Consider the following 12,064-nt stretch of genomic DNA (forward strand, 5'->3'; position numbering starts at 1 on the left):
ACCGAGGCCCTAGGGTTACGACTCGTGACCTCCACGCACCCGCACCCCGTCATCACCGACGAGAGCCCGTCCGCCGACGCCAACCGGCGCGGCCCCAGCTTCGAGGCGTCGCACGAGCTGGCGACCGGCCCGGTGACCTCGCCGCCGCGCACCGTCGACGGCTTCGTCCGTGAGTTCCTGGACCAGCTCAACTTCGGGCAGGGCGTCAAGCTGTCGCAGTCGACGATCAACGACCAGTACCTCGCGCTCGCCCGCACCGTGCGCTCCTACCTCATGGCGTCCTGGCTGGAGACCGGGCACCGGCGCCGCAAGAACCCGACCCGGATCGTGGGCTACCTCTCGGCGGAGTACCTCCTGGGCCGCCAGCTCGGCAACAACCTGCTCGCCTCGGACCTGCAGGGCATCGCCGAGCAGGCGATGGAGCAGTGCGGCATCGACATGGCGGCGCTGCGCGGCCAGGAGGTCGAGCCCGGCCTGGGCAACGGCGGCCTCGGGCGGCTCGCCGCCTGCTTCGTCGACTCGCTCGCGACGATGGACCAGCCCTGCATCGGCTACGGCATCCGCTACGAGTACGGCATCTTTCGGCAGACCTTCGTCGCGGGCCGCCAGGTCGAGGAGCCGGACAGCTGGCTGCGCCTCGGCAGTCCGTGGGAGTTCCCGCACCCCGAGCGCGCCGTCCAGGTCGGCTTCGGCGGGCATACCGAGACGTATGCCGACGCCGACGGCACCGAGCGCACCCGCTGGACCCCCGCCTGGCAGGTGCGCGGCGTGCCCTACCACTACATGGTCCCCGGCTTCCGCAACGGCGTCGTCAACACGCTGCGGCTGTGGAGCGCCGAGGCCAACCAGGCCTTCGACCTGCAGACCTTCAACGCCGGCGACTACGCCCAGGCCTCCCGGGCGGAGATCTTCGCGGAGAACATCTCCAAGGTGCTCTACCCCGACGACTCGACGCCGCAGGGCAAGGAGCTGCGGCTGCAGCAGCAGTACTTCTTCGTCGCCTGCAGCCTGCGCGACTTCATCGAGAACACCCTGCCGCGCGACGTGGACCTGCGCGAGCTGCCGCAGCGGATCATCTTCCAGCTCAACGACACCCACCCGGTCATCGCGGTGCCCGAGCTCATGCGCATCCTCGTCGACGAGAAGGGCTTCGACTGGGACGAGGCGTGGGACATCACCCAGCAGTGCTTCGCCTACACCTGCCACACGCTGCTGCCCGAGGCGCTCGAGGTGTGGCCGGTGGAGCTGCTCGGCCGGCTGCTGCCGCGGCACCTGGAGATCATCTACCGCATCAACACCGAGTTCCTCCTCGCGGTGCGCGAGGCCTTCCCGGGTGACGAGGGCCGGGTGCGGCGGATGTCGATCATCGCCGAGCAGCCGCAGCGGGCGGTGCGGATGGCCTACCTCGCGACCGTCGCGGGCGCCAAGGTCAACGGGGTCGCCGAGCTGCACAGCCAGCTGCTGCGCGACAACGTGCTGCCCGACTTCCACGCGCTGTGGCCGGACAAGTTCACCAACGTCACCAACGGCATCACCCCGCGCCGCTTCCTCTACCTGGCCAACCGGCGGTTGTCGGACCTCATCAACGAAACCATCGGGACCGGTTGGGTCACCGACCTGGAGCAGCTGCGCCAGCTCGAGCCGTATGCCGACGACGCCGACTTCCGGCAGCGGTTCCGGGACGTCAAGGACGCCAATAAGGAGCGGCTCGGCAAGCTGCTGCGCGTCCGTGACGGCATCGAGCTCTCGCAGGACCACCTGCTCGACGTCATGGTCAAGCGGCTGCACGAGTACAAGCGGCAGACCCTCAAGCTGCTGCACGTCGTCTCGGTCTACGAGGGAGTCCTCTCGGGCCGCACTCCGATCGACCAGGTGACCCCGCGCACGGTGCTCTTCGGCGCTAAGGCGGCGCCCGGCTACCACATGGCCAAGGAGATCATCTTCCTCATCAACTCGGTCGCGGAGACGGTGAACACCGACCCGGTGATGGACGGCCGGCTGCAGGTGCTCTTCCCGGCCAACTACAACGTCACCCTCGCGGAGAAGGTCATCCCGGCCGCCGATCTGTCCGAGCAGATCTCGCTGGCCGGCAAGGAGGCCTCGGGCACCGGCAACATGAAGTTCGCGCTCAACGGCGCCCTGACGATCGGCACCCTCGACGGCGCCAACGTCGAGATCCTCGACCTCGTCGGCGAGGACAACTTCTTCCTCTTCGGCATGACCGAGCCGGAGGTCGAGGAATTGCGCCAGCGGGGTTACGTCCCCAGCTCGTGCTACGAGGCGGACCCGGTGCTCAAGGCCACGATCGACCTGATCGGCAGCGGCCACTTCACCGGCGGCGACCGGGGCGCCGTCTCGGCGGTGCTGGACAACCTGCTCAACCACGACCCGTTCATGGCGCTGGCAGGATTCGGGTCCTACCTCGAAGCCCAGGACCGCGTGGAGCGGGCCTACGCCGACCCCGAGGCGTGGAGCCGCTCGACGATCCTCAACGTCGCCCGCTGCGGGTTCTTCTCCTCCGACCGCTCGATGCGCGACTACCTCGACCGGATCTGGCTGCCCGGGGACGCGTGAGCGCCCGCGGAGGCGGGTGAGCGCCTACCCTCGGGAGGATGGGGACCGGCAATGCACCCGCCGCGGGTCACGCGCTGGCCATCCTCACGCTGCTCGCTCGGCACGCGACACCGGTCGCGGCGGCGACGATCGCCCGCGAGCTGGGGCTGCCGCGGTCCACGACCTACCACCTGCTCACGGTCCTCGTCGACCAGCACTATGCCGTGCACCTGCCCGAGGAGCGGCGCTACGGCCTGGGTGTCGCCGCCTACGAGCTGGGCTCGGCCTACACCCGGCAGGCGCCGCTGCAACGGCTGGCCCGCCCGCGGCTGACCCGGCTCGCCGACGCGTGCGGGCTCAACGCGCACCTGGCGGTGCTGCACGGGCCGGACGTGCTCTACGTCATCGAGGAGCGGGTCGCCGGGCGACCCTCGCTGGTCACCGATGTCGGGGTGCGCCTGCCCGCGACCCTCACCGCGAGCGGGCTGGCGATCCTGGCGGCGCTCCCGGCGGCGCAGGTGCGCGCGCTCTTCCCCTCGCGCGAGGCCTTCGTGCAGCGGCACGAGGAGGGCCCGCGCTCGCTGATGGAGCTGCGGCGGGTCCTCACCGAGACCCGCGCACGGGGGTATGCCGTCGAGGACGGCCTCGTGACCCCCGGGCTCGCGTCGGTCGCCTCGGCCGTGCTGGACCACTCGGGCCACCCGGTCGCAGGGGTCGCCGTCACCTACCCGGCGGACCGTGACCTGCGCATCGAGGCGGTCGTCCGGCTGGTCCGGCAGACGGCGGCCGAGCTGTCGGCGCGGCTCGGTCACCGCGACCAGGGACGCTCCCCGGTGGGCTGACCGACAGGCATCAACCCCGGCGCCGCAGCCAGCCGAGCACACCGGCACGCTTCTGCCCGCTTCGGTCACCAGGCAGGTTGCCGTGGTCCTGAAGCCGCTCGACCAGCGCCTCCACCTCGTCCTGGTTGAGCTCGAGGTAGTCGTGGACCTGCCGCCAGTAGGGATCGGTCGCCGCCCCTTCCTCCGGTCGTCGCGGCTCGTCCATCACGGCGACGATCGAGCAGGGACCATCCCGGTCGGCGATCAGTCTCAGCTGGGTCCAGTCCACGCCACCGGCGGCCTCGTACAGCGCCTCGATAGCGTCATGAGCCGTCGAGGTGCGGCCGTACTCTGCCGCGAGCTGCGCTCCGTCCCAGGTGATCACCCGGTTGAGCCGCACGTTGTTCGGTGCCGTCGACCCGTCCTCCTGCTGGAGTCGCCCGATCCACATCACGACGCGGATCCACGACGAGTGGTCACCGGTCAGGCCGTCCACGATCCGGTCGGCGATCTCGTGCACGCCGGGAACGTCGACCAGGGCGGGCCCGGCCTCCTCCGTCGTCGGCTCCGCCGGCAGCCCCTGGAGCTCCTCACGGTGTCGCTCCAGGTAGTGATGTACCTCGTCCGCCCAGGGGTCCTGGAGCGAGGCCTCCGCCCGGACGAGGGTGTCGTGGTCGAACTCCGCGCGTGGTTCGGGGTCGTCGGCGTCGATCTCGACCCGCATGACGAGCCAGTCGGCATGACGTTGGTCCAGCACCTCGAGCTGGATCAGGTCCTGCAGCGGCTCGCTCGCCGGCTCGATGGGCTCCTGCACCAAGACACCGCTGCGATCCCGGAAGATCACGACAGCAGGCGTCATGGTCGCCTCAAGAGATGCCTCGTCGGGCGAGTCGCCCATCTTGGCCCACCATGTGACGATCCTCACCCAGCCGTCGGGGGCTGCATCGCGGTAGGCGTCGGCAAAGCGCTGAAGGTGCGGCCGCGCCTGCTCATCCATCGCGAGAGTCCACTCGAGTCGAAGCTGACGGCTGGCCGCGACGGTGCCGGAAGAGGCTGAGCAGGCCTCGTCCGCCACGCTTCTCCTCACCGGTAAGTTCCCCGCTTGCCCGCAGCCGCTCCACGAGCGCATCGACTTCGTCACGGTTCAGTTCCAGATAGTCATGCACCTGACGCCAGTACGGGTCGGTTGCCGAGCCCTCGACCTGACGCCGCGGCTCATCCGTCACGAACTCGACCTGTCGGCCGCCGTCTCGGTCTACGACCAGCCTGAACTGGGTCCAATCGACGTCAGACGTCATCTGCGAAATCGCGCGGTAGGCGTCGTAGTCGTCAAACCCGGTGTAGTACTCAGCGACGACATCACCGTCTTTCCAGCACAGGACCCGGTTGAGGTAGATGTCGCTATCGGCAGGTGAGCCGTCATCATTCTGAAGTCGGCCGACCCACACCACCGCGCGGATCCACAGCGGGTGCTCGGAGGTGACGAGGGAGACGATCACCTCCACCTGCCGGTCCACCGATGCTGGGTCGCTCATGTAAATATGCTCTCGTGGTCTCTGATCATGTACCCGGGCGGAAGTAGCTGAGCACCCCTCGGCCCGACTTCTTCTTCCCACCGGGCAGGTCGCCACTGTCCCGCAGCCGATCCACAAGCGCATCGACCTCCTCCCGATTCAGTTCGAGGTAGTCGTCGACCTGGTGCCAGTACGGGTCGGTTGCTGAGCCTTCGACCTGACGCCGCGGCTCGTTCGTCACGAACTCGACCTGTCGGCCGCCATCTCGATCTGCGACCAGCCTGAACTGGGTCCAAACGACGTCAGAAGTCATCTGCGAAATAGCAAGATAAGCATCGTAGTCGTCGACGCCGGCGTAGTACTTCGGAACGACCTCCCCGTCCTCCCAGCACAAAACGCGATTGAGGTAAATGTCGCCTTCAGCTGGCGTCCCAGCGCTGTCCTGCAGCCGCCCCACCCACGCCACCGCTCGAATCCACTGCGAGTGTTCGGCAGTGAGGACTGCAACAATGTGCTCAACGTGTTCATTAATGAGCATGTCCTGGCTCATAGGGCTTCCTTACTTGTTGACGATTGGCCCGAAGCGCCGGAGCCGGCCATCGACAAACGCAGTGACTCGAAACTCGGACGGTCTCCAATCGCTGGCGTCGGGGTAGATCGGTCGGATGTCGATGTTGACACTCGTGCCGTGCTGCAGGGCGTCCCGCAATTCTCGCTCCATCGTCGCGTCGGCGCCCTGGTTGAGGTTCGCCAGCCCGTCGTCGATCGGCTTGCCGTTGCCGGGCAGGACGTTGAGCCGGTTGGTCGGACCGCCGAGTGAGTCCGCGATGAGGTGGACGCCCACATCCGAGTCACGCGACCCCGGGCCCTTGCCGATCTCGGTCTGCAGCTTCGGGTCGTTGCGGCCGACGGGGTTGAGCTTGAGCTCCCCCCCGACCTCGATCGGCCTGCCCTCGACATCGGTGCGCCAGGACATCCCGTCGTACTCGTAGCGCACGTTGGGGTGGGGATTGTTGGCGGCCCGGTTGAAGTCGTCCATGTTGTCGAAGCGGAAGACACCTGGCTCGACGTTGTCGGCCTTGGCGAGCAGCTGCACCGACTCGTCCATCTGGTTCAGCGGGACGTTGTCGAGGTTCTTGAACACCGCCTCGGCGGCCTCACCGCTCAGCGCTCGACGTCCCCACTTGGCGGCCGTCGCACCCTGACCACCGATCGGGACCAGCGCGACCATCGACAGCGACCCGTCGACGACATTGCCCTCGGCGTAGTACCAGGCGCCGTTGGCGAGGTCGGCGAGCTCCCCGATCCCCGGGATGAGCCCCAGGGTGTCGAGCACGATGTGCCCGGCCGAGGACCACCACGGGGCGTCGTCAGGGCGAGACTCCACCTCCTGCTTGAAGGCCTCGCTCGCCCAATAGGCGTCGACCGCGACCTCGGCGGAGTAGACCGATCCACCCTCGTAGGGCGTGGCGGCGGCCAGGATCATCTGGCCCGAGGCCTCACCGTCGTCGACCGGCCACCTCCGCTGCGAGATGAGGTAGTCCACGAAGACGCTCACCTCGTGGTCCTCGCCGTCGACCTCCACCGTCGTCGTGCCCGACTCCTCAAAGATCCGCATCCCCGCTTCGGGATCCTTCGCGACAGCCTCCAGCACGAGCGCCATCGGGTCGTAGGCCTCGGTGCCGTCCGGCAACCTGGCTCCCACGTCGCTGCCCATCGGGTGTGAGCTCTGGCCCCACATCCCTATAGCCCTCTTCCCCGGTCTCGTAGTCGTGGAGCGCCTGCATGAGCTCCACGGTGAAGTCGGTCGACCACCGGCCGCGGGACACCACCGCCGCCAGCCGGGAGGCCTGACCGGGTGGGTCGGTCGTGGTGATCGCGTCGATCCACTGCTGGCCCCACCCCTCCGACGGGGCCACGTCGCCGGTGCCGCGCGAGGCCAGACCCATGGTCTGCCCGAGCCCGTCGAACAGGGCGTCGTAGTCCTACCGCCAGGCCTCCAGCTTCTCCTGGTGGTCCGGGTCGTAGCCGCCGGTCTGCGGCGGCATCCCCGCGCCGGCGATGGTGTTGGACAGGTCCTCCAGGTCGACCCGCTCGGCCAGGGCCTGCGCGAAGTAGGGGTCGTTCTTGCCCTCCGCGAGCAGGTCGAGGATCTCCTGCGGGATCCCCCCGCCCTCCTCGAGGTAGTCCGCGACCTATCACGCGTCCGCCTCGACCTGGGCCTGGCTCTTGATGGAGAGGTCGTCCTCGTCGAACTGGGCGTACACGCACCCGCCCCAGGGTCCGCTTGTGCTCCGCCAGCGCCGCGCCGAAGTCGTCGGCCGTCGTGCTCACCCAGCACCCCAACGACAGGGCCCGGTCGGCCTTGTCGAGGGCCTCCTTGATGTCACCGGCCGGGTCGACCGACCGGTTCCGCGCCTGCTCCAGCGCCGTCCGGTACGGGTTGGCACCATCGTGACCTCGTCGTCGCCCGCCATCGCGCTCCCCCTTCGTCCTGGTATGCCCGCGCTCAGCGCTGCGGGCGCTCGCCGTGCTCGGCGACCCACGTCGCCAGGTAGTTCTGGAACCGCCCCATCGACTCCCCGTCCTCGATGCCGAGGCTGCGCTTGGGCTGGCCGTAGCCGAAGGTGGTGCGAAAGGCCCCGTCGGCGTCCACCTCGAGGTCGAGCACGCTCCACCGATCCCCGGAGGAGCCCATGCCCTCGTGCAGCTCGACGACCAGGTCGTAGAGCGGCTCGTCGAAGTCGAGCTGCCCGATCCCCCAGCGGTCCTGCAGGTCGACCACCGCCAGGGTCAGGTAGTTGAGATTGACCTGGCCGTCCACCCGGGTCGCCTCCCAGTTGCCCACGAGCCGGGCCCAGCCGGCCGGCGCGATCTCGACGAAGCGCTGCGCGACCGCGCGCACCGCCTGCTGCTGCTCACTCGGCTCCACGACCGCTCCCCTCGCTGTCCACTGGTCGTGGCCACAGACTAACCACCGTTGACCCCGACCCCGCACCACGCGGTACGGTCGGCGCTACCCGCGACGAGGCATACCAGGAGGTCACGATGGGCGTGCTCCGGGGAATCGGCAGCATGGCGGCGCTCATGGCGCTCGCGCTGCTGCTCTCGGCGTGCGGCAACCTCGAGATCGCCCCGGAGACGGCTCCGCAGGAGGAGCCCGCCGAGGCGAGCACAGGAGCCGGCGGCTCGGGCGACGGGGCCGGCGGAGACCACCAGGCCAGAGGGACCGCGACGGACAGCACCACAGACGCGGAGGACACCGTCCCGACGGAGTCGGACGAGGCCGAGACCGACAGCTCGGCCGCGCCGACGCCGACCCGGCCCGCCGAGGGGTCGTGCGCTGCCCTGGCCCGGGACGTGGCCGTCGAGCAGCAGGTGGGACAGCTCTTCATGCTGGGCGTCAACACCGAGGCCGGGGCGACGCCCGCGCTGCTGGACCTGCTGGCCACGACCTCGACCGGCCAGGTGGTGCTGCTCGGAGACACCGAGGCGGGCGTCGAGGGCGTCGCGGCGATGACCGAGTCGCTCCGGGCGGGGGCCTCTCAGCCGGAGAAGGTCGGGCTGCTCGTCGCGGTCGACCAGGAGGGCGGCCAGGTGCAGCGGCTGCGCGGGCCGGGCTTCGACCGCATACCTCCGGCGACCGAGCAGGCGACGTGGTCCGCGGCGCAGCTGCGGACCGAGGCGCAGACCTGGGGCGAGCAGCTGACCGAGGCGGGGGTGGACCTCGACCTCGCCCCGGTGGCCGACGTGGTGCCGGAGGAGTCCGTCGGCAGCAACGAGCCGATCGGCGTCCTGCGGCGGCACTACGGCACCGACGCGGTAGGAGCGAGCGCGCGGGTCGTGCCCTTCGTGGAGGGGATGCACGCAGCGGGCGTCGGCACGAGCCTCAAGCACTTCCCCGGCCTGGGGCGCGTGCGCGGCAACACCGACTTCTCCCCCGACGTGAGCGACACCGAGACGACCCGCGACGACCCCGGGCTGGCGGCCTTCGAGGCCGGGATCGCGGCAGGCGCGAGCACGGTGATGGTCGGCACCGCGGCCTACGACCTCATCGACCCGGGCGTGCCCGCGGCCTTCTCGGAGGTGGTGGTCGAGGACATGCTGCGCGGCGACCTCGGCTTTGACGGCGTCGTGATCTCCGACGACCTGGGCGCCGCCGCGCAGGTGCAGGACGTCGCTCCTGGCGACCGGGCGCTCGGCTTCCTCGAGGCGGGCGGTGACGTGGTCATCAACGGCGACCCGACGATCCATACCGCGATGGTCGAGGCCACCCTCGCCGCCGTGGAAGGCGACCCGGACTTCGCGGAGGAGATCCAGGCCAAGGCCGCCCGCGTGCTCGACCTCAAAGCCAAACTCGACCTCGCCCCCTGCACACCGGCAGCCTCGTAGGTCCACTCCGGCAGCCTCGTAGGTCCGGTCCAGCAGCCTCGGCTGCACGCTCCGAGGCCGGCGACGGCATAGCCTGTCACATGGCGAACGCCCCCGCCGCCGGGCACGCGCTGGCGATCCTGCCCCTGCTCGCCCGACACGCGACCCCGGTCGCCGCCGCCACGATCGCGCGCGAGCTGGACCTGCCGCGGTCCTCGACCTAACACCTGCTGTCGGTCCTGCTCGACCAGGGATATGTCGCGCACCTCCCCGACGAGCGGCGATACGGGCTCGGCGTCGCGGCCTACGAGCTCAGCGACACCCGGTCGAGGGGGTATGCCGTGGAGGACGGGCTGGTCACGCTGGGCCTGGCGTCGGTCGCCGCCGCGGTGCTGGACCACCCCGGCCACCCGGTGGCCGGGGTGGCGGTGACGTACCCGACCGAGGCGGGGGGCGCGAGCGGCGGTCCCGACACTGAGCAGGTCGAGCAGATCGTGGCCCAGGTACGGCATACCGCAGCGGGGTTGTCCGAGCGCCGGGGCCACCGCTCCCAGACCTAGATCGGCAGTCGACCCCGCAGACTCCGTCGGGGGCCGAACCTAGGCAGACTCGTAGCGCCTTGGTGTTCCTGTGCCCGGCTGCAGCAGGACACGAGTGCATGACGGCGCCACAAGTCCTCCCGACCGGCGCCACCAGATCTGCGCCGGGCCCACCCGGCACGGTACGGTCTGCACAGTCGAGCGAGGACGCATACCGGGAGGTGCACATGGACGTGCTGTGGGGCATCGGCGGCATGGCGCTGCTGGTCGGGCTGGGACTGGCGCTGTCGACCAACCGAAGGGCGGTGCGCTGGCGGACCGTGCTCGCCGCGCTCGGCATCCAGGTGATCTTCGGCGTCATCGTGCTCTACTGGTCGTGGGGGCAGGCCGCGCTGGCGAAGGTCACCCAAGGGGTCCAGGCCGTCATCAACACGTCCAACGCGGGCATCGGATTCCTCTTCGGACCGGTCCTGCCGCAGGGCGACGACGCGGGCGTGGTCTTCGCCTTCCAGGTGCTGCCGGTCATCATCTTCTTCGCTGCGCTGACCGCAGTGCTCTACCACTTCAAGATCCTGCAGTTCGTGGTCGAGAATCTCGGCTGGGCGCTCGGCAAGGCTCTGGGCACGCGCAAGGCCGAGTCGGTCAACGCCGCGGCCAACATCTTCGTCGGCCAGACCGAGGCGCCGCTGGTGATCCGACCGTATCTGAAGGGACTGACACGCTCCGGGCTCTTCGCCGTCATGGTCGGCGGACTGACGACGGTGGCTGGTTCGGTGCTCGTCGGGTACTCGCTGCTCGGGGCGCCGCTGGAGTACCTCATTGCCGCGTCCTTCATGGCGGCCCCCGGGGCGCTGATGATGGCGAAACTGGTGCTGCCGGAGGACCCAGACGCTGAACCGGAGGAGCGACGACAGCGCGAGGACCGGGTCGCCCACGACCAGCCGGCGGAGGCGGACGCGGACACCGACGCCGACGGCGCCGCTGCGCGAACGGAGGACGACGACGATGACATTGCTGAGGGTATGGAGTATCGCAACGTCGTCGACGCCGCCGCCTCGGGCGCCGCGGACGGGCTCAAGCTGGCTCTCAACATCGGCGCGATGCTGCTCGCCTTCATCTCGCTCATCGCCCTCGTCAACCTGCTCATCGGGACGGTCGGTGCCTGGTTCGGCCAGCCGGACCTGACCTTCGAGCAGATTCTGGGCTACGTCTTCGCACCGCTCATGACGGCGATCGGTGTGCCCTGGAGCGAGGCGACCGGCGCCGGCAGCTTCGTCGGGCAGAAGGTCGTGGTCAACGAGTTCGTGGCCTTCTCGAACTTCGCCCCCACCATCGGCGACTTCAGCGACAAGACGGCCGCGATCGTGACATTCGCGCTCACCGGCTTCGCCAATCTCGGGTCGCTCGGCATCCTGCTCGGCGGCCTCGGCAGCCTGGTCAAGGACCGGCGGCGCGAGATCGCCGAGCTCGGCATCCGCGCCATCCTCGCCGCCACCCTGGCCAACCTCATGAGCGCCGCCATCGCCGGCATCCTCATCGGTTAGCCCTTTCTTCCTTGCTTATCCACCTTTCTTCCTCAGAGGGTGGATAGGTGCCGCTGAACATCAAGGACCCTGACACCGACCGGGCCGCTCGCGAGCTCGCTGCGGCCACCGGCGAGTCCATCACCGTCGCCACGCGGCGTGCCCTGGAGGAGCGATTGGCGCGAGTCCGGGCCCGCGCCCGCGCGCATGGTGGCGCCGCCATCGACGACATCGCAGGCATCATCGACCGCGGGAGGTCGCGCACCATGCAGGACGCCAGGACTCCCGACGACATCCTGGGCTACGACGAGGCCGGGCTGCCGCGATGACGGTGGTCCTGGACACCTCTGCGCTCGCGTCGGTCGTCTTCGGCGAGTCGGGTGCCGAAGGCATCCTGGACGTGATGCGGGGCGCAGCCGGTGATCTCGTGCTCAGCGCCGCCACAGCGGTGGAGGTCGGCATCGTGGTCGAGGCCAGGCAAGGCGCCGAGGCGACTCGCGACCTCCAGCTCCTCCTCGACCGCCTGGCCGTCGACGTGCACCCGGTCGACGCGGACCAGGCCGCTATCGCGGTCGCCGCGTGGCGCCGTTTCGGGGAGGGGCGCCACCCCGCAGCGCTCAACCTCGGAGACTGCTTCAGCTACGCCACGGCGCGCAGCCTCGGCGCCGCCTTGCTGTTCACCGGTCACGACTTCGCCCAGACGGACATCCCCTCGGCCCGGTAGTGCTGGCTCCGGCGGCGGC

At 69.7% G+C, this 12,064-nt stretch carries 13 protein-coding genes; 8 read left to right on the forward strand and 5 right to left on the reverse strand.

The annotated features are described in order from the left end of the window. The first annotated feature begins 24 nt into the window (after nt 1–24). Both AC5PYY_RS02655 and AC5PYY_RS02660 read left to right on the forward strand, forming a co-directional pair. Nucleotides 25–2,574 (forward strand): glycogen/starch/alpha-glucan phosphorylase, encoded by a 2,550-nt coding sequence (locus tag AC5PYY_RS02655; protein WP_493898258.1) that lies wholly within the window; start codon nt 25–27, stop codon nt 2,572–2,574. A gap of 38 nt (nt 2,575–2,612) precedes the next feature. After that, nucleotides 2,613–3,395, forward strand: a complete 783-nt coding sequence (locus tag AC5PYY_RS02660) for an IclR family transcriptional regulator (RefSeq protein ID WP_493898259.1) — start codon at nt 2,613–2,615, stop codon at nt 3,393–3,395. A gap of 10 nt (nt 3,396–3,405) precedes the next feature. Here the strand turns inward: AC5PYY_RS02660 and AC5PYY_RS02665 are convergent, their stop codons facing one another. The 5 genes from AC5PYY_RS02665 to AC5PYY_RS02685 all read right to left on the reverse strand — a co-directional run bounded on the left by AC5PYY_RS02665 (nt 3,406) and on the right by AC5PYY_RS02685 (nt 7,820). Beyond that, nucleotides 3,406–4,371 carry a hypothetical protein gene (locus AC5PYY_RS02665; RefSeq protein ID WP_493898260.1) on the reverse strand — a complete coding sequence of 322 codons (966 nt, stop codon included), beginning with the start codon at nt 4,369–4,371 and terminating at the stop codon, nt 3,406–3,408. Continuing rightward, the gene (locus tag AC5PYY_RS02670; RefSeq protein ID WP_493898261.1) at nt 4,364–4,909 is read right to left on the reverse strand and encodes a hypothetical protein; all 546 of its coding nucleotides are present in this window, start codon (nt 4,907–4,909) and stop codon (nt 4,364–4,366) included. The genes AC5PYY_RS02665 and AC5PYY_RS02670 overlap by 8 nt, the downstream gene beginning before the upstream one ends. A 25-nt stretch (nt 4,910–4,934) precedes the next feature. Next, nucleotides 4,935–5,438 carry a hypothetical protein gene (locus AC5PYY_RS02675; RefSeq protein ID WP_493898262.1) on the reverse strand — a complete coding sequence of 168 codons (504 nt, stop codon included), beginning with the start codon at nt 5,436–5,438 and terminating at the stop codon, nt 4,935–4,937. 9 nt (nt 5,439–5,447) lie between these two features. After that, the gene (locus AC5PYY_RS02680; protein ID WP_493898263.1) at nt 5,448–6,605 is read right to left on the reverse strand and encodes a DNA/RNA non-specific endonuclease; all 1,158 of its coding nucleotides are present in this window, start codon (nt 6,603–6,605) and stop codon (nt 5,448–5,450) included. A gap of 792 nt (nt 6,606–7,397) precedes the next feature. Further along, nucleotides 7,398–7,820: a hypothetical protein gene (locus AC5PYY_RS02685; RefSeq protein ID WP_493898264.1), complete on the reverse strand. Its 423-nt coding sequence runs from the start codon at nt 7,818–7,820 to the stop codon at nt 7,398–7,400. A gap of 116 nt (nt 7,821–7,936) precedes the next feature. Between AC5PYY_RS02685 and AC5PYY_RS02690 the strand changes: the two genes are divergently transcribed. The 6 genes from AC5PYY_RS02690 (at nt 7,937) to AC5PYY_RS02715 (ending at nt 12,045) form a co-directional block, all read left to right on the forward strand. Continuing rightward, the gene (locus AC5PYY_RS02690; RefSeq protein WP_493898265.1) at nt 7,937–9,280 is read left to right on the forward strand and encodes a glycoside hydrolase family 3 N-terminal domain-containing protein; all 1,344 of its coding nucleotides are present in this window, start codon (nt 7,937–7,939) and stop codon (nt 9,278–9,280) included. A gap of 80 nt (nt 9,281–9,360) precedes the next feature. Next, nucleotides 9,361–9,483 carry a helix-turn-helix domain-containing protein gene (locus AC5PYY_RS02695; protein ID WP_493898266.1) on the forward strand — a complete coding sequence of 41 codons (123 nt, stop codon included), beginning with the start codon at nt 9,361–9,363 and terminating at the stop codon, nt 9,481–9,483. A gap of 15 nt (nt 9,484–9,498) precedes the next feature. Beyond that, nucleotides 9,499–9,819 (forward strand): IclR family transcriptional regulator domain-containing protein, encoded by a 321-nt coding sequence (locus AC5PYY_RS02700; RefSeq protein ID WP_493899314.1) that lies wholly within the window; start codon nt 9,499–9,501, stop codon nt 9,817–9,819. A 206-nt stretch (nt 9,820–10,025) separates the two neighbouring features. Next, a complete protein-coding gene (locus AC5PYY_RS02705) occupies nt 10,026–11,342 on the forward strand; it encodes a NupC/NupG family nucleoside CNT transporter (protein WP_493898267.1) in 1,317 nt (438 codons plus the stop codon). Between the two features lie 47 nt (nt 11,343–11,389). Beyond that, on the forward strand, nt 11,390–11,650 hold the full coding sequence (locus AC5PYY_RS02710) for a type II toxin-antitoxin system VapB family antitoxin (protein ID WP_493898268.1): 261 nt from the start codon (nt 11,390–11,392) through the stop codon (nt 11,648–11,650). Further along, nucleotides 11,647–12,045: a type II toxin-antitoxin system VapC family toxin gene (locus AC5PYY_RS02715; RefSeq protein ID WP_493898269.1), complete on the forward strand. Its 399-nt coding sequence runs from the start codon at nt 11,647–11,649 to the stop codon at nt 12,043–12,045. The genes AC5PYY_RS02710 and AC5PYY_RS02715 overlap by 4 nt, the downstream gene beginning before the upstream one ends. The last annotated feature ends 19 nt before the right edge of the window (nt 12,046–12,064 follow it).

The organism is Serinicoccus sp. JS2-9 (genome assembly GCF_059025165.1).